At 52.1% G+C, this 23,959-nt stretch carries 20 protein-coding genes; 19 read left to right on the plus strand and 1 reads right to left on the minus strand.

The window, feature by feature from the left end; genetic code table 11:
* Positions 1-150 precede the first annotated feature (150 nt).
* From ACE5KN_RS21895 to ACE5KN_RS21945, 11 genes are all read left to right on the plus strand, one after another.
* A complete protein-coding gene (locus tag ACE5KN_RS21895) occupies positions 151-4,176 on the plus strand; it encodes an S-layer homology domain-containing protein (protein ID WP_375524079.1) in 4,026 nt (1,341 codons plus the stop codon).
* A 132-nt stretch (positions 4,177-4,308) separates the two neighbouring features.
* Positions 4,309-5,271: a DUF4430 domain-containing protein gene (locus ACE5KN_RS21900; protein ID WP_375524080.1), complete on the plus strand. Its 963-nt coding sequence runs from the start codon at positions 4,309-4,311 to the stop codon at positions 5,269-5,271.
* A complete protein-coding gene (locus ACE5KN_RS21905) occupies positions 5,220-6,200 on the plus strand; it encodes an energy-coupling factor transporter transmembrane component T (RefSeq protein WP_375533154.1) in 981 nt (326 codons plus the stop codon). Before ACE5KN_RS21900 ends, ACE5KN_RS21905 begins: the two co-directional genes overlap by 52 nt.
* On the plus strand, positions 6,128-7,855 hold the full coding sequence (locus ACE5KN_RS21910) for an ABC transporter ATP-binding protein (RefSeq protein ID WP_375524082.1): 1,728 nt from the start codon (positions 6,128-6,130) through the stop codon (positions 7,853-7,855). The genes ACE5KN_RS21905 and ACE5KN_RS21910 overlap by 73 nt, the downstream gene beginning before the upstream one ends.
* Complete coding sequence (locus tag ACE5KN_RS21915; RefSeq protein WP_375524083.1) at positions 7,831-8,520, plus strand: ECF transporter S component; 690 nt, start codon at positions 7,831-7,833, stop codon at positions 8,518-8,520. The genes ACE5KN_RS21910 and ACE5KN_RS21915 overlap by 25 nt, the downstream gene beginning before the upstream one ends.
* Positions 8,521-8,690: 170 nt before the next feature.
* Entirely contained in the window at positions 8,691-10,028 is a 1,338-nt protein-coding gene (locus tag ACE5KN_RS21920; RefSeq protein ID WP_375524084.1) for a glycoside hydrolase family 30 protein, read from the plus strand.
* Between the two features lie 173 nt (positions 10,029-10,201).
* The gene (locus ACE5KN_RS21925; RefSeq protein ID WP_375524085.1) at positions 10,202-10,807 is read left to right on the plus strand and encodes a pentapeptide repeat-containing protein; all 606 of its coding nucleotides are present in this window, start codon (positions 10,202-10,204) and stop codon (positions 10,805-10,807) included.
* Positions 10,808-11,258: 451 nt separating this feature from the next.
* Positions 11,259-11,903 (plus strand): cell wall hydrolase, encoded by a 645-nt coding sequence (locus ACE5KN_RS21930; protein ID WP_375524086.1) that lies wholly within the window; start codon positions 11,259-11,261, stop codon positions 11,901-11,903.
* Between the two features lie 169 nt (positions 11,904-12,072).
* Positions 12,073-12,621 carry a GNAT family N-acetyltransferase gene (locus tag ACE5KN_RS21935; protein WP_375524220.1) on the plus strand — a complete coding sequence of 183 codons (549 nt, stop codon included), beginning with the start codon at positions 12,073-12,075 and terminating at the stop codon, positions 12,619-12,621.
* A 108-nt stretch (positions 12,622-12,729) separates the two neighbouring features.
* On the plus strand, positions 12,730-12,957 hold the full coding sequence (locus ACE5KN_RS21940) for a hypothetical protein (protein WP_375524087.1): 228 nt from the start codon (positions 12,730-12,732) through the stop codon (positions 12,955-12,957).
* 569 nt (positions 12,958-13,526) lie between these two features.
* Positions 13,527-13,823, plus strand: coding sequence for a hypothetical protein (locus ACE5KN_RS21945; RefSeq protein WP_375524088.1), 297 nt, complete (start codon positions 13,527-13,529; stop codon positions 13,821-13,823).
* Positions 13,824-14,078: 255 nt separating this feature from the next.
* Here ACE5KN_RS21945 and ACE5KN_RS21950 read toward each other — a convergent pair whose 3' ends face one another.
* Positions 14,079-15,683 (minus strand): PucR family transcriptional regulator, encoded by a 1,605-nt coding sequence (locus ACE5KN_RS21950; protein ID WP_375524089.1) that lies wholly within the window; start codon positions 15,681-15,683, stop codon positions 14,079-14,081.
* Between the two features lie 543 nt (positions 15,684-16,226).
* Here ACE5KN_RS21950 and ACE5KN_RS21955 point away from each other — a divergent pair.
* From ACE5KN_RS21955 to ACE5KN_RS21990, 8 genes are all read left to right on the plus strand, one after another.
* On the plus strand, positions 16,227-17,024 hold the full coding sequence (locus tag ACE5KN_RS21955; protein WP_375524090.1) for an ABC transporter ATP-binding protein: 798 nt from the start codon (positions 16,227-16,229) through the stop codon (positions 17,022-17,024).
* A gap of 138 nt (positions 17,025-17,162) precedes the next feature.
* Positions 17,163-17,936, plus strand: a complete 774-nt coding sequence (locus tag ACE5KN_RS21960; RefSeq protein WP_375524221.1) for an ABC transporter permease — start codon at positions 17,163-17,165, stop codon at positions 17,934-17,936.
* 24 nt (positions 17,937-17,960) lie between these two features.
* Positions 17,961-18,989, plus strand: coding sequence for an ABC transporter substrate-binding protein (locus ACE5KN_RS21965; RefSeq protein WP_375524091.1), 1,029 nt, complete (start codon positions 17,961-17,963; stop codon positions 18,987-18,989).
* Positions 18,990-19,035: 46 nt separating this feature from the next.
* Entirely contained in the window at positions 19,036-19,824 is a 789-nt protein-coding gene (locus ACE5KN_RS21970) for a cysteine hydrolase family protein (RefSeq protein ID WP_375524092.1), read from the plus strand.
* Between the two features lie 47 nt (positions 19,825-19,871).
* Positions 19,872-21,050 carry an amidase gene (locus tag ACE5KN_RS21975; RefSeq protein ID WP_375524093.1) on the plus strand — a complete coding sequence of 393 codons (1,179 nt, stop codon included), beginning with the start codon at positions 19,872-19,874 and terminating at the stop codon, positions 21,048-21,050.
* Positions 21,051-21,136: 86 nt separating this feature from the next.
* Complete coding sequence (locus ACE5KN_RS21980) at positions 21,137-21,979, plus strand: creatininase family protein (protein ID WP_375524094.1); 843 nt, start codon at positions 21,137-21,139, stop codon at positions 21,977-21,979.
* Entirely contained in the window at positions 21,976-22,842 is an 867-nt protein-coding gene (locus tag ACE5KN_RS21985) for a fumarylacetoacetate hydrolase family protein (protein ID WP_375524095.1), read from the plus strand. The genes ACE5KN_RS21980 and ACE5KN_RS21985 overlap by 4 nt, the downstream gene beginning before the upstream one ends.
* A gap of 36 nt (positions 22,843-22,878) precedes the next feature.
* Positions 22,879-23,910 (plus strand): ABC transporter substrate-binding protein, encoded by a 1,032-nt coding sequence (locus ACE5KN_RS21990; RefSeq protein ID WP_375524096.1) that lies wholly within the window; start codon positions 22,879-22,881, stop codon positions 23,908-23,910.
* Positions 23,911-23,959 lie beyond the last annotated feature (49 nt).

Raw genomic sequence — 23,959 nt, forward strand, 5'->3', positions numbered from 1 at the left:
GAAGGGGAGACAGCCGTTTTTCATGCAGCACGTTCCGGGAACCTGCCTTGGCGTGAAGCTGCTCTGTTTACCATGTCCACTTCTGTGAAGTGGATTTTTTGCATTTTTAGAGGTAAAGAAACAACAAATCAATTTAGAAAGAGGTCTGATATGAAAGGGTTAACCGGTTATAAAGCCATCATGGCGCTCAGTCTGGCGCTGATTCTTACCGCATCAACACTATTTTCATGGGGCTGGCCTGTCCGGCAAGCCCACGCGGAGGAGGGGATATCACAGGGAGAACCTTCTTCAGTACAGCAATCGGTCTATGGAACAAGCGTCCGGACAGCTGTGACAGAAGCAGTGTATAAAAAAACGGACTTGGCGTTACAAAAGGCATTTGACTACATAGAGAACAGCGGAGGCGTGGATTCGGACTGGTTTGCTTTAAGTTATGGGCGGACAGGCAGATCCGTGCCGCAGAGCTACCAGATGTCTTTGGTAAATGAGGTGAAAAAGACTTGTGGACAATCCACGGTAACGACATTGGCCCGTCAGATTATCGAGTCTTCGGCCATCGACTGGGATGCGACGAAGTTTACGGACTGTAATGCCGTTGCGAAGCTCTATAATGCTTCGGACATGCCTACTATCTATGCGAGCATATATGCACTGATTGCTCTGGATTCGGGAAGCTACGATGTTCCGGCTGATGCGAAGTGGACACGTGATAAGCTGGTCGATTCCATCGTCACGTATCTGGAGGATCCGTCCTACGTGGATGGAGATTTGTACGGAATGGCTCTTAGTGCGCTCGGACCTTATCGGGATCAGGCCGATGTACAGACGGCTGGTGAGCAGGCTGTTTCCTGGCTGGCGACAAACCTGGATGATGCAAGCAGTGAAAGTATTTCCCAGGCCATCGTGGGACTAGCCTCCTTCGAGCTGGATCCGACCGCTGCGCAGTTTGCGAATGCCAATGGCGACCTAATTCAGCGCTTGCTGGCGTTCCAGAATTCGGACGGCGGGTTCAAACATGCGCTAAATATTCCAAGTTCGGATAAAGAATATGCCACCGAGCAGGCGATGCGGGCGCTTATTGCTTATGACCTGTTTACAGCAGGCGAGGGCACTCTTTATGTAAATCCGACAAAGCCTGCCTTGGTGCCGCCTCCGCCATCACCGGATTCTGAGCCTGCTCCCGAGCCGGAACCTGTGCCGGGCTCAGTCCAGGCAACGGTGTTTATTGAAGGACCGACAGCCCCTGTAGCGGAGGATGTTACAAAGGCAGTTTACGCTCTGGATGCCTTGAAAAATGTAACAGTCAAACATCATATCGCCCTTGAGACCTCATCCGAGGGATTTATAAATTCCATCGGCGGTATTAAGGGTGGGAATACCGGCTATTGGAGTTATGCGGTTAAAAGAGGTGGTGAGTGGATTAATCCGAATGTTGGCGCCGGAAGTTTCAAGTTGAATCCCTCCGACCAGGTATATTTTTATTTTGGGGGCTATGGAACTTCACTCATTGATTCCATCACCTCAACACCTGCATCACCGGGTTCGGGAGAGCCGGTCTCGGTACAGGTACAGAAAGCAGTCTGGGAGTACGATGCCAACTATAACGCTACAAAAGTGGTGTCCCCCGCAGCCAATGTGCAGGTCCAGATTGGCAGCCAAACGGTTATAACCAATGAGCAAGGTATAGCTTCCTTTAAGGGCTTTGGCTCAGGAACCTACACCGTAACAGTAACAGGTTATAAGACCAATGATGTTCCGACTGTCGTACGCAACACGTCCATGCTGATTGTTGGGAACGGTGGGGGTTCCGGCACGACGCCTGTAACGCAAACCATCACCTTGTCGGTAACAGGAACAGGCACTATCTTGCCTGCTACACAGGTCCGACTGGTCAGTGGGGATACTCCTTACAGCGTGCTGATTCGCGGGTTGGGGGCAGGCAGAGTCACAGCCTCCGGTAGCGGATCAGCGGTATATGTTACGGCCATTGACGGTTTGGCCGAGTTTGACCGCGGCCCGAACAGCGGCTGGTATTATACAGTGAACGGCGAGAAGCCAAATGTCGGCGCAGGAGCTTACCGCTTGAGCAGCGGTGATGTGGTGGATTGGAAATATACGACGGATTATAAGACAGACAGCAACCTTTCCGGTGGCGGAACGTCGGCGGCAGTGGGAACCTTTCCGGCATCTGTCCCTTCTCAGGTTGTTACTGCGCTGAATATAATCAGTCTCTCTCCGGATAACAAACTGCCAATCGGTCAGGCGGGCCAGGCGACTTCGGTCATCAATGCTTCTTCCCGTATGTCAGCGGACGAAGCGGAGAAAATCACTGAAGCTCTGGCAGCATCGGCACGGGTGTCTCTCAGCCAAATGGTATCTTCACAATCGGGCGCGACCATGACGGACAGCGCTGGCAAGGTACAGTTTATTATTCCCGTTTCTTCTCTTGCGGGTCCGACATCGATTGGCATTCATGAACAAACTTCCAGCCGTCCTGAGCTGGTAGCGGGATTGTATGACTTTACGCCGGACGGAACGTCGTTCAGCATTCCAGCCTATCTGTCCTTTAAGATTCCGGTACAGTCGGATCGTCTGAATGATTATATACTCGCCTGGCTTGATGAAGATAGCGGTGAATGGATTCCGGTTCCCGCCGTACTGGATGCCCGTACTGGCATTATCACAGGTAAAATTGCTCATTTTACCAAGTACGCTGTCATCGACAGCAGCAGAGTAAACGGTGAGGGGCAGAAGGAACTGAATGATCAAATCGCAGCTGCCGTGAACAAGGTGCAAAAGAGCAGCCCGCTGTCTGATTGGGAGGCCATCGGGGTTGCCCGTTCCGGCGGGGAAGTGCCGTCCGTATATCTGCAGAGCGTCAGACAGCAGCTGACCGAGGCTGGCGGCACGTTCCGCAAAGTGACGGATCTGGAGCGCATGGCGCTTGGGGTCAGAGCAGCCGGAGGGGATCCGACATCGATTGCAGGCTACAATCTGATTGAGAAGATCTACAATCATGACCGTATGACCTCTCAGGGGCTGAACGGCCCGATCTTCGCGCTGATTGCCCTTGACAGCGGGGATTACAAGGTTCCTGCCGATGCGGTATGGAATCGGGATTCCCTGCTGAAATCTCTGCTTGCGGCACAGAATCCCGACGGCGGTTTCCCTCTCAGTACGGGTGACGAGAGCGGTGTGGACATCACTGCAATGGCGGTAACCGCGCTGTCCACTCATGCCGACCGCGCAGATGTGCAGACGGCTATCGATAAAGCGGTTCTGTACCTGTCAAATCAGCAGCAGAATCACGGAGGTTACCAGGCTAATGGGGACGACAACAGCGAGAGCGTCGCTCAAGTGATTGTCGCGCTTGCTTCTGTCGGGATCAGCCCTGCTGATGAGCGTTTTACTAAACCAGGCGGGGATTTGCTCACCCGGTTAAATGCCTTCCGCCAAAACGACGGCGGTTATGCCCATAATACGGGCGGTGGAAGCAATGCGATCGCCACCGAGCAGGCCTTGCTCGCATTGGATGCTTACCGCCTGTACCTGAATAACGACGGCAGACTTTTCTCGTTTACGACAGCAACTCTCGGGACGGATACACCGGGAACGGACGGGGGTGCTTTTGTGGATGAACAGAGCATATCCGCTTGGGCGGTTGATGCTGTACATGAGGCATATAATGCAGGATTGATGCTTGGGGTAAGCGGGTCTGAGCTCAGATTCGCACCGAAAGCGCAGCTGACGCGCGCCCAGTTCGCGGCGCTTGTACTGCGCCTGACAGGCGATTCGTCGGTAGATGGAACAATAACTGGCGGATTCAGTGACGTATCGGCGGACAAGTGGTATTACGAAGCGGTGATGACTGCGCGGGCGAAGGGCATTGTGCAGGGAATCAGCGCAGATCAGTTCAAGCCTGAGCAGGCGGTGTCCCGCCAGGACATGGCCGTGATGCTTGCACGCGCCTTCAATCTGGACGCCAGCACGTCCGTTGCTTCATTCAAGGATCAGAGCCGCATCAGCGGTTATGCACTGCCGTCCGTACGCGCGGTATACGATAATGGCCTCATGGTAGGGAATTCCGGAAACTTTGATCCGGCGTCCAAAGTAACGCGTGAGATGGCGGCCGTAGTGGCTGTTCATCTTAAGCAAAAGCAGCTTGTCAGCAAGTGAACCCGATTTACAAAGCGATGGCTTAATAGCTGTTGGTCAGTTTTGTACAAAACATGATGAATAAAAGCAGGGATGGAACGAAGGAGCTGTGATCCTTCGTTCCTTTCCCTTAGTTGGAGGTGTGCATTTCTTATGCCACACGGTAAACGAAAACAGTGGCTGCTGCCGACGGTTTTTGTCCTGCTGCTGTCACTGCTGCTTCTGGCAGGCTGTACAACGGGCGAAAATAAGACGGACACCAGCAATCAGACCGAGACTGTCGCACCAGAGGATCAGGCATCGGCTGCATCCAGCGGCGGGGAAGCTGCGAAATCGCCTGCCGGATCGGAAGTGGCTGCGGATGATACGGCGAAAGAGGCTGTTTCCATGGAAGATGCGGCTGATCAGACAGCAGCAGCGACGGATTCATCGCCTGCTTCCAAGGAGAGCGGTGAAGCAGCTTCAGTCAGCAAAGAAAGCAAGGCAGACAGCAGCAGCCAAGCACGGGTGGCCAAGCCGGGCAGCGGTTCGGATGATAATGCTGGAGCAGGGACGAAAACTGACACATCCCCCGAGCGGAAGGAAGGCGCATCCGCCGGATCTGCCGGAGCCGCGGGAACATCCGCTTCAGCAACGAAAGCCCCCGCAAAATCAGCGACAGGGTCAGGGAGCTCCAGTTCCGAGGGTGGTTCCAGCGCTTCAACCGGCTCTGCCGCTGCACAAAAGGGTGGCATTACAGAACCTGCTGTAACAGACAGTGAGCCGGTACAGAATACCGTCACCCTTTCCATTGCAGGTGATGAGGAAACAGGAACGATCATGCCCGCCACCTCAGTAGAACTGCAGGCCGGCGATACGGCGCTCGAGGTGTTGAAACGTGTTACCAGAAGCAACGGTATTCAGATGGAATACAAGGGCGCAAAGGCAGTTGCTTATATAGAAGGTATAGACAATCTGTACGAGTTCGACCATGGCCCCAAGAGCGGATGGATGTTCCGTATCAACGGGCAGTTTCCGAGTGTTGGCGCAGGAGCTTACACACTTAAGGTTGGCGACCGGATCGAATGGCTGTACACACTGGATCTTGGCGCCGATATTGGAGCGAAATCCAATTGAACGGGGGCTTTCGTTCACTTCATCCGGCTGCATTGTTCCTTTATTATATGTGCGCCGTTCTGTTCGGAATGCTCCTGTCCCATCCTGTATTCCTCATGACTGAAATCTGCCTGCTGACTGGGCTGATCATCATGCAGAAGCAGGGGCGCGCGCTGCTGCGGATGCTCCTTTACATGCTGCCGATTGGCGGGGCGATCGCCGTCATTAACCCGCTCGTCTCCCACAGGGGCAGGCACATATTGTTCTATTTAATGGATCAGCCGATCACACTGGAGGCGCTGCTGTTTGGCATCACCACCATGCTGTCCATTACGGTCGTCCTGCTTGCAAGCCTGTCATACAACCATAATGTAACGGCTGATAAATTCATGTATCTGTTCGGCAGACTGGCACCCAAAACAGCGTTGGTGGCACTTATGGCGATGCGCTTCGTTCCTCTGCTCCGGCTCAGACTGTCGCAAATCGCGATTGTTCAGCAGACCCGGGGAATCAGCATGAAGGAAGGCCCGCTTCGCAAACGGATCAAAAACGGAACGGTGCTGATGAAGGTGCTGCTCGTCTGGTCGCTGGAAGAGGCGGTGGAGACTGCGGATGCCATGAAAGCCCGCGGTTACGGAACTGCCCGCCGTACTGCTTACTCGGTGTACCGGATGGACCGTCGGGATCATATATCGCTGCTGTATCTTGCTGCTGGTGCTGCCATTGTGATCACAGGCGGAGTTCTGGATTATGGGACTCTGACGATATACCCGCGCATGGAATCTTTAATGCCGGGTATCGGTGATATTATTTTGTATCTACTCTTTGTGTCGTTTCTCGCGACTCCGCTGATTTTGGAAGGAAAGGAGCATCTGTCATGGAAATTATCCGGGCGGAAGGATTATCCTTCCACTACCCCGATGAAGAGCGGCCCGCCCTATCGGATGTAAGCTTCAGAATAGAGGAAGGGGAATTCGTAGTGCTGTGTGGCGCATCGGGCTGTGGCAAGACGACACTGCTTCGGCATCTTAAGCCGGAACTTGCTCCTGTCGGTATCAGAACAGGCTGTCTGCTGTTCGGTGGACGACAGCCGTCAGAGCTTTCTGCAGAAGAGGCGGCCAAAGACATAGGAATGGTGTTTCAAAATCCGGATAACGGGATTGTCATGGATCAGGTGTGGCATGAACTGGCCTTTGGTATGGAAAATTTGGGATACCCGCCGCAGCTTATGCGCGCCAGATTGGCGGAGATCGCCCAGTTTTTTGATCTGGAGCCGCTGCTGTACAAGCCGGTACACATGCTGTCGGGCGGACAGAAGCAGCTGCTGAATTTGGCGTCTGTTCTGCTGCTGCAGCCGAAGCTGCTGCTGCTGGATGAACCTACATCCCAGCTGGATCCGGTCGCTGCCAAGGAATTCATTTCCATGGTACAGCGCCTCAACCGGGAATTTTCCATGACCGTGGTGATGAGCGAGCACCGGTTGGAGGATGTCATTCCGGCTGCTGACCGGCTGCTGCTGCTGGAAGACGGCAGGTTGAAGTACAGTGGTTCGCCGCGCAGTGTGAGTATCGATATGGGCCGTGACAAGCAAGCCGCAGTCCCAGCCGCTGGGCAAACGGATGAGCTGTATAGGCAAGGAAACGATTTGGCGTATCTACCGTCCGTGACACAAATGTATCTTGCTCTTAACAAAGATGATAAGGCGATCGCAGAGGATGCTGTGCCTCTCATGATCCGCGAGGGCAGGCACTGGCTGCAGTCATTCCCCTTCAATCCGCTTTGTTCCGTGAAGGAGCCGATTGCTGTCAACGACAGCACATCCGCCCAGGCATTCCGGTCGGAATCGACTGCAGCGGTACAGCTGGAGTGCTATGAAGTCACCTTTCAATATGAGAAGAACGCCCCGGAGGTGCTCAAAAAGCTGAATCTACGTATTGCTGACGGCGAGATGCTCGCCATCCTGGGCGGGAACGGGGCTGGCAAGTCGACACTGCTGCAGGTGATGGCTGGTCTGCTGAAGCCGCGGCGAGGGAGTGTGCGTGTGAACAGCAAAATGAAGACAGGATATCTGGCGCAAAATCCGCTTCTTTATTTCAGCCACGATACGGTGGAAGAAGAGCTGGCCGCAGCGGCTGCATATGCCGGTCTTCCCCAGCCCCGCAGGGAGATTGACCGTCTGCTAAAGCTGCTGGAGCTTACCGAAGTAAAAAACAGGCATCCGCACGATATCAGCGGAGGGCAGCAGCAGAAGGCCGCGCTTGCTATTGTCCTGCTGCTGCAGCCTGATGTGCTTCTGTTGGATGAACCGACCAAAGGACTTGATCCTATTGCAAAGCGGCGGCTCGCCGAGCTGCTTTGGTCGCTGAATCAAACAGGTCATACGATCGTCATGGTCACTCATGACGTGGAATTTGCCGCACAGTACGCTTCCCGCTGTGCGCTGTTATTTGACGGAATCATTACGGCCGAGGGTACTCCGGAGGCATTTTTCGCGAGCCAGTATTTTTATACGACAGCCGTCAACCGGCTTGTCCGTGATTGGCTGCCCGATGTCGTGACGCTTGAGGAGGTATTGAGGCGATGGAACGATCCCGCAGGTGGATGATTGCTTCAGCGGCGTTCAGCCTGATTGTGCTTATCCTGTTCACTACAATGATGGATGAACATTATATGCTGCTCAGCTTCATACTCGTCATCGCGGTGCTTATTCCATTTTTCATGCGCTTTGAGCGAAGAAAAATGGAGACTCGGGAGCTTGTGCTGCTAGCGGTGCTAACGGCTGTGGCTGCTGTCAGCCGCATTCCGTTTGCCGCTCTCCCGAACGTCAAACCGGTTTCGGCTATCGTTATTCTTTCGGGGCTTGTTTTTGGAGGGGAGGCGGGCTTCATTGTTGGAGCCATGTCGGCGCTGGTGTCGAATCTGTATTTTGGACAAGGGCCATGGACCCCCTGGCAGATGTTCGCTTGGGGCATGATGGGGCTTACGGCAGGCATGCTGCGCCGGACATGGTGGATGAACAAAAAGCCCGCATTGCTGGCTTTCGGTTTCATCTGGGGTTTTCTGTTCGGCTGGATTATGAATCTGTGGGTCGTTGTAGATACGGCTGCCGCCGGGAATTGGCATTCCGTTGTGCTGGTCTATATCCAAAGTTTTTATTTTGATCTTGCGCATGCTCTATCAAATGTTGTTTTTCTTGCCATTCTGGCGGGTGGCTGGATCAAAGTGCTGAAGCGGTTCCGCAAAAAATATGGCCTGCTGGACAGGAAGTGACTGGATCACCTTGGATTTGGGCAAATTTCACGCGGTTTAGATCATCTGTTTTTCCCGGCTTCTGCATTAAAATTAGATCAAGCTAAAGAACGCTGCCATGCTTGTAAAGCCCAAACAAAAGCGGTTAACAAAGCATCGGCGCCCACTTGATCTAATCGGGAGGACAGGCTATGACAAAGCAACATATCCGCTGGATTTCGACTTCACAGCAGCATAGATGGATGGAGAAAGAGGCCACTGAAGCCACAGGTGTATCCGCCAATCTGCAACTGACCGGAGAGCTGTTTCAGGAGGTGGACGGTTTCGGAGGATGCTTCAACGAACTGGGGTATGTGGCATTGCAGCATTTAAGCGAGGAAGACCGCAGACAGGTCTTTCATTCGCTGTTTCATCCGGAGGGAGAACAGCGGTTCAGCATCTGCCGCCTGCCCATCGGCGCAAGCGATTACGCGCTGGAATGGTACAGCCATAACGAAACGGACGGGGATCTGGCGATGGAGCATTTCTCCATTGAGCGGGACCGCAAATATCTCATTCCATATATTAAGGAAGCACTGCAATATAATCCTGACCTGAAGCTTTTTGCCTCACCATGGAGCCCGCCGACGTGGATGAAATCTCCGAGGGCCTATAATTACGGAACGCTCCGCTGGGAAAAAGATATTTTGCAAGCATATGCGCTGTATTTTGTGAAATTTGTGCAGGCTTATCAGGAAGAAGGCATTACCATCCACCAGATTCATGTGCAAAATGAGGTGATCGCAGACCAGAAATTTCCGTCCTGTGTGTGGACCGGCGAGCAGTTAAGGGAGTTTATCCGCGACTACCTGGGCCCTGCTTTTGCAGAGCATGGACTGAACACAGAGATTTGGCTGGGCACGATCAATGCTCCCGATCCGTGGGAAGAGCTGATCAAGAAAAGAACGACCGATTTTGATGACTATGCATTCCGTGTGCTGAGTGATCCAGAAGCCTACAAATATATTACCGGCGTGGGCTACCAATGGGCGGGCAAACATGCCATACAGCGTACGGTGCAGAGCTATCCGGAGCTTCGCTACATGCAGACCGAGAATGAATGCGGGGACGGAAACAATTCCTGGGACTATGCAAAATACGTGTTTAATCTGTTTCAGCATTATTTTAATAACGGAGTGAATGCCTACATCTACTGGAACATGGTGCTTGAACCCAAAGGGCGCAGCACATGGGGGTGGGAGCAGAATTCCATGGTCACGGTCGATCCAGCCACCGCGGGGAAAACGGAAAATCCCGAATATGATGTGATGAAGCATTACTCCCATTTTGTATCCCCGGGCTCAAAAAGATTAGGCCTTAAAGGGCCGTGGTCAGGCAAGGCTTCCGCCTTCCTCCTGTCGGACGGACGCAAAGCCGTGGTGATTATGAACCCGTTCAAGGACAAGCGTGTTCTTGGTCTGTCAGACGGTAACAGCGTGTTCCAAATCGAAATGGAGCCAGAGTCATTTAATACGATCATACTGGGATAAGCACTACACGGCGTATTCTGGCATTAAGCTGCAGCCCATATGGAGGAGAGCCGCTTCAAGCGGTTCTCTTTTTGTCATTTGACTCCCTTTTCCCAATGCGGAATAATTAGATTTATCATTACGGACAATCGGGCAATGGCCGTACAAATCAAGCTTGCGCGGGGAGAGATGACATGTACCAGTACATAGACGAAACTTATAGTGAGGTAGATTTTAGCAGCAAGGAATTAAGAGAAGGAGAGCTGATCCGCTGCACCTTTACCCGCTGCCGCTTCAGGGGCGCGTCCCTTGAGGAAATTACAACGGAGGGCTGCCGTTTTGAGGAATGTGATTTCAGCGGCGCACAGATGAATGCGTCCATTCATACGGAATCGGCCTTTGTGAACTGCAGGTTCACGGAAGCGAATTTGTTCGTCGCCAAGTTTGAACAGTGTAAAATGACGGGCTCGGACTTTGTAAAAGCCAATCTGGATGGTGTGACGTTCGCGGCGGGGGACTGGTCTTACGCGAATCTGCGAGGGGCGCAGCTGGCCAAGCAGGATTTGCGCGGATTGCGGATGGAGGAAGCGGATCTGTATGGAGCCGATCTCGAAAAGGCCGACCTGCGCAAGGCTGATCTGACCCGGGCACAGCTGGCGCAAGCCAAGCTGCAGGGAGCCGATTTGCGCGGAGCCATTATGGAGGGCGTAGATTTCCGCTCCATGGATGTGAAGGGCGCGCGCATGGATATGCATCAGGCAGTGGCTTTTTTGCGTTCCTATGGGGCCAAAGTGGATTAAGATGTATCTTCAAAAACTGAACCTGCAATTTACACTCCCCTGACCATGGCAACTTGGCATCAAGTTAGACTATTTTCAATTTTGTTGAAGAAAATTGCTAACTTTGATGCCAAATAGTCAAATAGTTCTTATAACCCGGTCAATTCGAATAGGAAACGGCGGTTACAAAATTGTAACCAAAGCCCTATATTTACATGTGCCGAGATTGGTAAAATGATGAAAAACGCTGCTGTGACAAGGTTTTCATGTTAGGACCAGAGCCGGGTTATCCAGTTTCTACAAATATGATACACTTCTACCGAAATCAGATTTGTCCGATGCTTTAACCGTGATTCCATGTCATTCCGCCGTTCCCAGCGTGTGCGGAAGCTTCACAATCGGATAAACACCCTGAGTGACTGGCCGGGTTTTGTGTCTGGCCAGAAAATGAATGTGGAGGTTGTCTCGACCAATGAAGAAATTATCCGCTCTTATCCTGTCTTGTACTTTTGCTTTGGGAGTGGCCTTCGCTCCTGATGAGGCAAGTGCCGCACAAGCTCTTTCGAAAGGAATGCAAAGCGAACATGTGCTGCAGCTGCAGGAACAGCTCGCAACACTCGGTTATTTTAAAGCAGGCTTCACCGGTTATTTCGGCTCTATTACAGATTCGGCCGTCAAGCGTTTTCAGCGGGATTATGGGCTGGCTGTGGATGGTGTGGCAGGTCCGGCTACGCAAGCCAAGCTGAACGCATTGTCTCCTGCCCGCCATACGACACTGGAGCAGCTTGCGCGCATTATATATGCAGAAGCACGTGGGGAGTCCTTTGAGGGACAGGTGGCCGTTGGTGCCGTCGTTCTGAACCGCGTCCAATCGAACGAATTTCCGAGCTCCATCCCTAAAATTATTATGCAGCCGGGTCAGTTTACAGCCGTCCAGGATGGACAATATTATCTGACTCCGAATAAAACGGCCTACGCGGCAGCCCGTCAGGCGCTGAATGGGGTGGATCCAACCCACGGTTCGCTGTATTATTATAATCCGAAAATTGCCACTTCAAAGTGGAGCATGGCTCGCCCTGCTGTGCTGACATTGGGCAGACATACGTTTACGAACTGATATTTGTTTTCTATAGGGCCAAGCATCAAATAGACACGCTCACAGACCGTCGCTGTTTCAGATTGAAGCAGCGGCGGTTTTTCCATATGTTAAAGCTGGGACATTGATTTTATATACTTCTGCCTATACCATAGAAGAATCCGCACGAAAAGGAGAGAGCTTCATGGGGTTGACACCTAACTTTTTTGAGGGCAAGCTGGTTAAAATAACCGGAATACGAGAAGAGGATACAGACATTATACTGCGTTGGGGAGAAGACCCGGATTACCTGCGCAACGTGGATACCGACATCGCCTTGCCCTTTCAGCGCAGCCGGATCGAGCAGGAAGGCACACCCAATCCCAATGAAGTCTATTTCAGGCTGAGAACGGTTGCAGATGACGAACTGATTGGCTTTGCCGCCATTCACAGCATTGAGTGGAATAATGGAGCCGGGAAGCTTGCGATCGGCATAGGAGAGGCTAGGAACCGAGGCAAAGGATACGGAACGGACGCGCTTCACTTGATTCTGCGTTATGCCTTCCATGAGCTGAACCTGAACCGGGTAGGGCTGAATGTGATCGAATACAATCCCGGAGCCATCCGCGCTTATGAGAAGGCCGGCTTTCGGCTGGAGGGAAGAGAGCGGGAAGCGGTACGACGGGACGGCCGCCGTTATGACCTCATTATCATGGGCATTTTGTATGAGGAATGGATGGCTGCGCAGGAGAAGAATTAATGGTACTTAGTGGGCAACAAACGAGCGTCTGAATGATCTGAGGAGCCCGCCTTTGCGGTATGGGGAGCTGTCACCGTATAATGGACAGAGAAAAGGAGTGATGTACAAATGGCAACAGGTTTCGCGTATATTGACATGAGATCCGTACTCCATGTGGTGAGTGAGGAGGAAACGGCAAGAAAGTACAGCCGCGGCAGAATTGCGGAAGTGGACTTTGAATTCGGCGGGGGTTACCCGCTTCTGGATGGAGAGCCCTTGATTGTGAGCACGGACGGCACAGAGAAATACGGCCGCGAGGTTCCGCAATACATTTTGGATTTGATGGACGATCTGTAAAAATAGCTTTTGAGAGCAATCGTTCTTTGAAGCAGCAGTACTTATAAAAAACCTCGGACTCTGTGTCCGAGGTTTTTGGGCATAGTCGAGGTGATATCATTTTCTGCCGCGATATTTGATCTAATAGCTCTGCTGGGATAGCCTCAACTTGACAGGAATGGGTAGTGGTTCGGATTTAACCTTCCTCCGCTTTTGAATCTTACGAAGCTTGATGAAAGTGGGGAACGAATTTCGGTAGGCGGAGCCTAAAATTTTTTTTGTTTTGTTGTTACTTTTTTACGTTGCTGTGATATAATCAGCTTATATATATGAAAGGCTGGTGTGCCCTTGAAACTAGGCAATACTAATCATTCATTCTTCTCGTTGCATGATCATCTTGCTTTTGGTAGGTATCGTAAATAAGTTATTATCGGGGCCCGTATCTGATTATGCGAAAGAGATGTTCATTCGAATGGGGAGTACAGACGCAGGTTCGTTTCTGTTCAGTAGAACGGACTACCCAAGAATCTCGTGGCTTTAGCCATAAGAGGTAAAAAAATGAAATTTACAATGTTGAAGGAGTGGAGCTTATGAACAATGAATTAAAAGATCTGCTGCGTTCAGTCATAAAGGAAGAATTAGTTCCTATTAACGATCAATTAAACCACCTGAAAACCGAGCAAGAGTCGATGAAGAAAGAATTCGCTCCTATTAACGATCAATTAAACCACCTGATAACTGAGCAAGAGTTTATTAAGCAAGCCGTACTGGATACCAATGAACATGTTGTAAAGATGGAAACCATCTTGGATAATCAACATAATATCATTGAGCTGCTTTCTGCCCGCTCTATCCAGCAGGAAGTTGAACTGAAACGAACCAGGTAGAACGTTTTGGTGAAGTGGTATCGGATTTTCTGTAATAAAAAGCAAACTAAATTCAGTTGATTAATAAATTATGAAAGTTCAAGTAACAAGAAATAAATAACAAACTAGAGTTCGAATTATGAAAGTCCACTTTACTATCGTGGGTATGAGGGACAAAGGCCGAGAACAGGGAACTTGCCCCTGTTTCGACCTTTTTGCCATAACAATCGCAGGAAATCGGCGATTTCTTCTTGACCCTTTAAGTAGGTATCAGAATTAAGCCTTTCCGCCGTTCGGCAGCAGATGCCGAAACATCAACCCAAGCTTCAACTTCAGCAAATCATCGGTATTCTTTAAATCCAGATTCAGCAGTCCCGCAATTTTCTCCATTCGATAAAGAACCGTATTGCGGTGGATGAACAGCTCACGCGCGGTATCATTCACCTGGCCGTTGTTGGCAAAATAAGCTTCAAGCGTACGCATCATTTCGCCGGCGTATTCCTCGTCTTTATCCAGCAGAGGGCGGAATAAATAGGAGCAATATCTATTCATGACCTCCTGGGGAAGGTGGCGGAAGAGATACGCGAATTCCAGATCGGCAAACAGGACAACTTGTTCGGTTATGCCCAGCTCCACGCTGATTCTTTCGGCCTCCGCACACTCCCGGAAGCCGTCGATTAATGAATCGATACCTGTCCTGATTTTGCTGATATAACATGCGTTTACCCCGTTTCCATAGCCCCATGCGTTCATCAGATCCGCATACAAGCGCGCTGTCTGCTCATACTGCTTGCGCTCCCCGGCCTCTCCCTTCGGAATCCGCAAAAGGGAATATACACGATTCATCACATAAAAATGATGGGATTCCAGAGAGGCTGTCTTCGGATGCTCCTGCAGTCTCTCCTGAATTTCCCGCAGTCGGCGGCGCCGTCTGTCCTGATCCCATGCACTTGTATCCGCTGAAGATATCATGCATACATAAGGGAAGTCCCAGAAGCCGCTCCCCAGCACCTCTGCAAATTCAAGCACGGTTTGCGGGGAGGCGTTTCCTTTCAGGTAACGCTCCAATGTCATGCCGAGCCGTCTCCCTGCGGCGGCAGCCTCCTGATTCCGGATGATCTCCAAGTGATAGGAGAGGATGACGGCGGCCTGATGAAAAATTCCCTCCATTTCATTCGCTTCCTGCAAATTCCTGGTCTGTACCAGCAGATAACCGAAAGATGTTCCGCTTTTCAGCAGTGGAGTCCGGTACAGCAGCTTGCCCGCCGCTTTATAAAACCGATTGTCCAGATGCCAGGGCCAATCGCTCAGCAGTTCTTGTTCAGAACAGCCGGTTACATTGTGCAGAACCAGTCCCTCGGCAGTCACGACGGCGACAGGACGCCCCAAAATGCTTGTAATCCCCTGGAAATAATTTGTATACTCATCCGCCTGCATGGCAAAATCCACAAGCTTTTTCTGTGTTTCCAGCAGTTCGTTCAGTCTTCGTGTATCGCGTTGAAACTCGGACTGAAAGAGTGCGGTGATTTGTTCGGAAAAGGTGAATTCAAAGGGCAGCTCGATCAGTGGAAAGCTCAGCCGGTCGGCTTCAAGCAGAACGATCTCGGGGATTTCCGACCAGTACCGGCCAAGTTTGATGCCAAGCCCCGAGGAACCCCGTTCATTCAGCTTTTGCAGCAGAGTAACAAATTCCTCAGGTGAATCCCTGATGGCATAAGCCGTCGTCAGCAGCAGTTCCCCTTCCTTCATCCAGTTAATGACATCCGGCGCATCCATCAAGTTAATCGAGCTGATCATGCGGGTCACTCCTTTTTTGCCCGCCGCCAGCTTTCCTTCCGATAACGGATAGATCGTTAAAGCATCCTCTACGGTTAAATGCATGTCAAATCGCTCCTTCTCAAAAATGATGCTTAAACCGCAGACAAGTGCGCGCCTGTAATCTCTGACACAGGTTTTTAGAGGTAGTTCAAAAAGTCATCTTTTGATCACGAAGTAAATCAGGAAGCGGACTCGACATCGAATCTTGAATTCAGCCGGGCCTAAGCGTATGCTTCCGAAGCATGTTTCCTGCGGAAACATTCAGGTGCTCACGTACCCTTAGTACGCTCCGCTCCTCAGTCCCTAGCTTCATCCAACTCCAGCGTTTTGAAAAAACGCACTTCGGAAGCATAAGCTTCGGTGCTGAAAACCTGACTCTTTGAACACGCACTTTTAGAAAATTATATAAGCTTTCCGCAGCTTTCTGCAAATGTTTTGTTACATTTAACGTTAAATAAAATAACATAAAATATTTAAAATATGTTTTTAAAACAGTACAAAGTCCACATCATTAGATCAAAAACCAAAATTGTGTCATGAATATTTACATAATAAAGTTTTGGCTTTATGATGGGACACAACTTCAAGGAGAAGAGGGGGATGAGGATGCAGCTTACTCAAAATCAAACGGCACCCGCTGAGAAGGGGAGCCATTCCATGCTTGTAATCAATGATGTCGGCAAAATATACCCCAACGGGACGATTGCGGTTCAGCATGCGGAGCTGCAGGTGGGAGAAGGTGAATTTCTCTGCTTTGTCGGACCCTCCGGCTGCGGCAAGTCGACGATTTTTAATATGATTGCCGGTCTGACGGAACCATCCTCCGGCCATCTGTCCGTGCTGGGCACTTCACCCAAAGAAGCGCGCAAGCAAAATGAGATCGCATTTGTATTTCAGGAACATACTCTGCTGCCCTGGGCAAAGCTCATTGATAATGTAACGATGCCTCTTACACTGCGTGGCGTATCCAAGAAGGAACGGATCGCAGAAGGAGAGCGGGTGCTTGAGCTGGTAGGCCTGAAGGATTACACGAAGGTGCTGCCCCGTGAATTGTCAGGCGGTATGAAGATGCGGGTGTCCATTGCAAGGGCGTTGATCTCCAGGCCCAAGTTGCTGCTGATGGATGAGCCGTTTGGGGCATTGGATGAAATCACCCGGCAGACGCTGCAGGATGAATTGCTGAACATTTGGGAGCAGGACAAAAAAATGTCCGTTCTGTTCATCACCCATAACGTTTTTGAAAGTGTCTTTCTATCGACAAAGGTTGTTGTCATGACACCGCGCCCGGGCAAAATTTCGGACATCATTGATATTCCGTTTGCTTATCCGCGGGATGATGAATTCCGGACCCGCCCGGAATTCGGCGATTATGTGCGCAGTGTGTCCGATGTGTTGAAGCACTGATAGAGATAAACGAGAGGAGTGGAATGAGAAATGGAAAAAATGGCAACGAGCCCGGCTGTTGAAACCGCGGCAGGTATCCGGACTTCCAGCAAGAGGGGCGGCAGTCACAGCGGTGCTTCGGCAGGCGAAAATGCGTTCATGAGCCTGCTGAAGAAGATTTTTCCTCCGCTTGTCGTCTTTGTCCTGTTTATCGGCGGCTGGGAATGGATCGTACGGCTGATCGGAATGCCGCCGTATATTTTGCCGAAGCCATCCGATATTGCAGCAGCCGCGATGGAGAACAGCACCAACCTGATCACCTCGGTAAGCACAACCATTGTAGAGGCACTGATCGGTTTTGCTATCAGCACCGTGCTGGGGATCTCTATCGCCATTCTGCTGGCCCTGTCCAAAACGGTGGAAAAAAGTGTGTATCCGTATGCGATTATCCTGCAGACCATTCCCGTCGTTGCGATCGCACCGATCATTGTAATCTGGTTCGGGGCAGGCATCAATGCGATTGTCATCATTTCGTTTCTGATCAGCTTTTTCCCGATTTTGTCAAATACGCTGATCGGACTGAACTCCACGGATCAGAACATGAAAAATCTGTTTTATCTCTACAATGCCAGCAAGCTGCAAACGATCTGGAAGCTGCGCTTTCCGGCAGCCCTTCCGTACATTATGGCAGGGCTGAAGATTTCCTGTTCAAGCTCGGTGGTCGGAGCCATTGTGGGAGAATACATTGCCGGCATCGGCGGCGGGCAGGGCGGGCTCGGATACGGGATTACCGTCGCGGCCACCCGCCTGCAAACTCCGTACCTGTTCGCCTGCGGTTTGGCGGCATCCGCCCTAGGTATCGCTTTTTTTCTGATCATCAACTTGATTTCGAACAGGCTGCTCCAGTCCTGGCATGAATCAGCAATGAAATGACATCACAACAGGGAGAGGTGCAGTATGTCCAAGCATCTTCTGCATTTAAGTTACAAGAAATGGGTACTGTCAGGTACGGCTTTACTGCTGCTGCTTCTTAGCGCATGCTCCAATGCCTCGGCTCCAGAATCTTCAGCTGCGGCAGGAGAAGGAGACAGCCCTGGTTTGGAAAAAGTCCGGCTGATCGAGGCGTGGTATGCGAAAGGGGAGGACGGCGGCTATTTTGCGGCATTGCAGCAGAATTACTATAAAGACAAGGGCATTGATATGACGATTCAGCCGGGCGGACCGGAGGTGTCCAGCATGCAGCTTGTCGCTGCGGGCAAAGCCCAATTTGGCATCTCGTACGCGGATGAAATTTTGAAGGCACGAGAGCAGGGGATTCCTGTTGTCGGCATCCTTGCAGGCTTTCAGCATACGCCGCAGGTGCTTATTTACCACAAAGGGCAGAACATCAGCGATTTCAGCGAATTGAACGGCAGAACCGTATACATCGGGACGGCTGTGCCTTATTGGGAATATATCAAGAGCCAGTACCATTTGACGGATGTCAAAGAAATGAAGTACAACGGTCAGCTTGTCAATTTTATCAATGATCCCGGCTCGCTGAATCAGGGCTACATTACCAACGAACCGTACGCACTTGCCAAGCAGGGTATCGATGTCGATGTTCTGAAAATTGCCGATTCCGGTTATGCAAACTATGCGGATGTCCTTTTTACGACCGAAGACTATCTGAAAGAACATCCCGATACCGTGGAGGCTGTAGTGCAGGCAAGCCAGAAGGGCTGGAGCTACTATCTGGATAACTACGAAACGGTCAACCCCTTTATTCAGACCTACAATCCGGACATGACGGTGGATGCGATGAATTATGAGGCTGAGCAGGAGAAGCCTTTCATTCTGAATGAGGAGACAAAAGCTAATGGAATCGGACATATGACGGCGGAACGATGGAGCACCCTGCAGAAGCAAATGCTGCAAAGCGGAGGTTTGACAAAGGAACAGGATACCACCCAAGCGTTCACGACAGAATATTTATCCAAGCCTTAGCGCCGGACCGGAGAAGCAACAATCTATAGGAAAATGAGGGACTTATATGTTCAAACTGGGAAATCGAAGGAACTATTGGCGGGTGTCCGAAATGCTGGTGGATTTGCGGCGGACGCAAAAGCCCGGTCCGTCCGTAACTCTGCCCGCACAGCCGCAAAAGGTGATCCTTGATCTTGAGCATACGGCAGTTATCGTCATCGATATGCAAAATGACTTCTGTACCCCCGGGGGCTGGCTGGATTCCATCGGCGTGGATACAGCGCCGCTGCAGAGGCCGGTCAGCCGGTTGAACCGGCTGCTGCCCGAGCTGCGCAAGGCCGGTGTTCCTGTCATCTGGGTGAACTGGGGCAACCGGGAAGACCGTATGAATGTGCCGCCATCCGTGCTGCATGTGTACAACTCGGATGGCCGGGGTACGGGTATCGGGGATGCGCTGCCCGGGAACGGATCGAAGGTGCTGGAGAAAGGAAGCTGGGGAGCGGCCATTGTCGATGGCCTGGATGCGGTTGCAGACGATATTTACGTGGATAAATACCGCATGAGCGGGTTTTGGGATACGCCGCTTGACAGCATTTTGCGCAATCTGAATGTTCAGACAGTGCTGTTTGCCGGGGTGAATTTGGACCAATGTGTGATGCATACGCTGCAGGACGCGGTCTGTCTGGGATATGACGGCATCCTGCTGGAGGATTGCTCGGCGACGAGCTCGCCGGCATTCTGCTCGGAAGCAGCGCTTTACAATATTAAACAATGCTACGGCTTTGTCGCTGATTCCGCCTGGCTGGTGGATGAACTGACCGGATCGGGAACACGCAAAATTGAAAATTACACCTGAACAATGGACACCTCTGGAAGGATGAGCGGAAGGGATGGGAGGATGAAATGAAAGATCAGTGGAACGCCATTGTCAACCATATGACAGTTGAACCGGCAGGAAATGGGCCGCTCAGCGGACTCAGCTTTATGGTCAAGGATGTGTTTGATGTACACGGTTATACGAATGGAGCGGGTAATCCGCGCTGGCTGGAAACGCACGGACCTGCCCACGAGCATGCCGAAGCGGTAAACCTGCTTCTGTGTCAGGGGGCACGGCTGAGCGGCACGACCCATACGGATGAGCTGATGTTCAGCCTGAACGGCGAAAATTTTCATTATGGCACACCTGTCAACCCGAAGGCTCCGGGCCGGATTCCGGGCGGTTCCTCCAGCGGCTCGGCCGTTGCTGTCTCCGCAGGGCTCGCGGACTTCGCGCTTGGAACGGATACGGGCGGATCGGTACGCGTACCTGCTTCATACTGCGGTGTATACGGGATGCGTCCGACCCATGGGAGTGTAACCGTGCAAGGTGTCATCCCGCTCGCGGCCAGCTTTGATACGGTGGGTTGGATGGCGCGTGATCCCGAAACGTTGCGCCTGGCGGGCGAAATACTGCTGCCGCAACAGGAGGCGTCGGCTTCCGGCTTCAGCCGGGTGGTTACGGCGGAAGATGCCTGGGAGCTGGCTGACACGGAGAGCAGCGAGGCACTGGCCCCTTGCCTGAATCTGCTACGCGCGGCGGGGGCGAGCCATGACTCCATCCGCATTGCTCCACAGGGGTTGGCTGAATGGATGGCGATGTTCAGAACGATACAGGGCTATGAAATATGGCAGGAGCATGGTGCCTGGATCGAACGAGAGCAGCCTGTATTCGGACCGGATATTGCCGCACGCTTCTCCTGGGCCGGCACCATTGAGCGTGCCGAGATGGAAAAGCAAGCTGCACGCCGAGCGGAGGTTCGACAATACTTGGCAGAGCTGCTCGGCAGCGACACGGTGCTGGTGATCCCGACGACGACCGGAGCAGCGCCGAAGCTCGCGATGAGCGGACCGCAGGTGGAAGAGCGCCGGGTGAAAACGATGCGGCTGACCTGTATCGCCGGATTGGCGGGCCTGCCGCAGCTGACGATTCCTGCTGCAGAGGTGCAGGGCTGTCCGGTGGGGATTTCCGTCATCGCCGGTCCGGGACAGGATCTGCGTCTCCTGGAATGGGCTGCGTCCCTTGCTGAGACAGTACAAAGATAAACAGGTCAATTCATTGAAAGCGATAAGGCCGGGGGGTATCCCCTTGCCGCTCCAGAACATCAAAAGCCACAAGAGAGGTGTCCAATATGTTTCAAAGATATGAGGGTACGGCATGGGAGGAGCGTTTCCTGCCCCGCCTGACAAGCAAGCAGATTAAGGAAATGCCGAAGGATAAAGCGCTGGTCATTTTGCCGGTGGGCGCTGTGGAGCAACACGGGCCGCATCTGCCGGTATACACGGATACCCTGATCGGGGAAGCGACGTTAACGCAGACGCTGGAGCACGTAAGTCCGAACAAAGAGATATGGTTGCTGCCCCCTGTCTCCTATGGCAAGAGCAATGAGCATATCGGGCTGCCAGGCACGATTTCCCTGTCGGCAAATACGCTGCTCGCCATCATGCTGGATATTGCGGAAAGTCTACAGGCGAGCGGATTCCGCAAGCTGCTGCTGTTTAATACTCACGGCGGCAATATGGATCTGCTGAATACCGCCTCCCGTGAAATCCGGATCAGAACGGGCATGATGGTATTTTATCTCAGCCCCGGCAGTCTCAAAGTGGCGGAAGACCTCATCTCTCCCGAGGAGCTGGAGTACGGGATTCATGGCGGCGATTATGAGACTTCCGTGGTGATGTCCATCAAGCCGGACTGGGTGCAAAACGAGTTCCTGGCCAAGGAGCTTCCCGACATGTCCCCATACCGGTTTCTGACACTTGAGGGCAAGATCCGATTCGGCTGGAAGATGGCGGATATTTCCGCTACCGGCATTGCCGGTGACGCGACCCTGGCCACGCCCGGGAAAGGCCGCACCATTCAGGACAGAATTGCTGCCATCCTGTCGGAGGCGCTTGAAGAGCTGTGTGATTTTGAAATTACGGATCTGCTCAAGGACAAGTCGGTGGAACATGCCGCGGGAGAGCTTGTATGAAGCTTGTCAGTCTGAAATCCGGCAGCGAAGAGCGGGCTGCGGTGGAGCATGCCGGCCAGTATTTTCTGATGGAGGAGATCAATCGGGCGGAAGGAAGCGCCTGGGGGCTGACCGTGATGGAGATTTTGCAGCAGGGTCAGTTGGAGCAGCTGATCCATTGGTACAGGGAGCGCGGTGATAGCAAGCTCGCGTCGATCCCTTCCGTTCAGACGGAGGATGCCATGCCAGCCCCGCTTTTCCGCCAGCCCCGCAAAATCTGGGGCATCGGTATGAATTATGTGCAGAAAGCGATTGATTTGGCGGCGACTCCGCCAGAGGCCGAGCCAATTTGCTTCATGAAGCCGGACACAAGCCTGATCGGACCGGAGGAGCATATCCGGATTCCTGCGCAAGCTGAACATGTGACATCAGAAGCGGAGCTTGCCATGATTATTGGCCGAACCTGCAAACATGTGCCGGAAGAGCGGGCTCATGACGTTATCGCGGGGTTTGCGGCAACGCTGGATATGACAAGCCAGGATATCCACGCCCGTAATCCGAGATTTCTGCAGCGCTCCAAGGTGTTTGATACGTTCTTCAGCCTCGGTCCACAGCTGGTCACACCTGACGAAATCAGCGATTTGCAGAGTCTGGCCGTCGAAACCGTTCTGAATGGAGAGGTCGTTCACAGCAATACTGTGGCCCGTATGATCTATCATCCATGGTTCATCGTTTCGTACTTTTCGCACATGATGACCCTCTATCCGGGTGACGTCATTATGACAGGCACCCCGGGGTCGGTCCGGATTCAGCGCGGAGATACGACCGAATGCAGAATCAGTGGGTTTGCGCCGCTTCGCAATCCGGTAGCGGATGACGAATAAACAGCTTCAGATTTCTTCTTGGGGAGTGGGAATGAGATGAACAAGTTCAGAATATCCGCATCTGTTATTTTACTGTCCGCAGTTCTTTCTTTATCAACATTATTGGCTGCTTGCGGCAATCAGCCGTCTGAGCAGGGAGCCACGGCTGGCACATCCGGCTCCGCGGGGGGAAGCGGGAAGCTGACGGCGGTTACCCAGGTGACGAATTGGTTTGCACAGGCGGAACATGGCGGTCTGTATGCAGCCAAGGAGCAGGGCTATTACGAAGAGGCGGGTCTGGATATGACCATCCAGCCAGGAGGACCACAAGTATCTCCGACACAAATTGTGGCCTCCGGCAAGGCGCAATTTGGACTTACGACGGCAGATCAGCTGCTTGTTGCCCGGGAGCAAGGGATTCCGCTGGTCGCGATTGCGACGATTTTCCAGAAAAGCCCGCAAGGTCTCATGGTCCATGCCGACCAACATATTTCATCCTTTGCCGATTTGAATAACCGTACCGTTTACGTCGGAACAGGGTCGGTATTCTGGGATTATGTGAAGAAAAAATACAATCTGGATCAGGTGCAGGATATGGCCTATACCGGTTCGCTTGCTCCTTTCGTGGCGGATGAAAAGGCCGCTATTCAGGGATATGTCACAAGTGAGCCCTATGAAATGAAGCAGCAGAACGTGGACGTCAATTTCCTGCTGCTGGAGGATGCCGGTTATAATCCGTACTCCAATGTGCTCTTTACAACAGAGCAGTATATTCAGGACCATCCTGACATCGTACGTGCTTATGTAGAGGCCTCCATGAAGGGCTGGGATTATTACAAGACCAACTATGATACGGTGAACGATGTCATTTTGCAGGAAAACCCGGATTTCACCAAAGATAAGCTGAATTACGCTGCGGAGACGCTTATCCCTTTTGTATATGAAGGCGATGCGGCGGAGCATGGTCTCGGTTATATGACGGAGGAGCGCTGGGCTGAGCTGGGACAGCAGCTGGTGGAGATTGGAGCGTTGAAATCCGAGCCGGATGTCAGCAAGGTGTTCACTGATGAGTTCCTGCCAAAGCCTTAAGAAGGTGACAATCAGCCGCTTAAATCTTAAAAACACATGGGAGGGAACG

Source organism: Paenibacillus terreus (assembly GCF_042138595.1).
GTDB classification, from domain to species: Bacteria; Bacillota; Bacilli; order Paenibacillales; family Paenibacillaceae; genus Paenibacillus; species Paenibacillus terreus.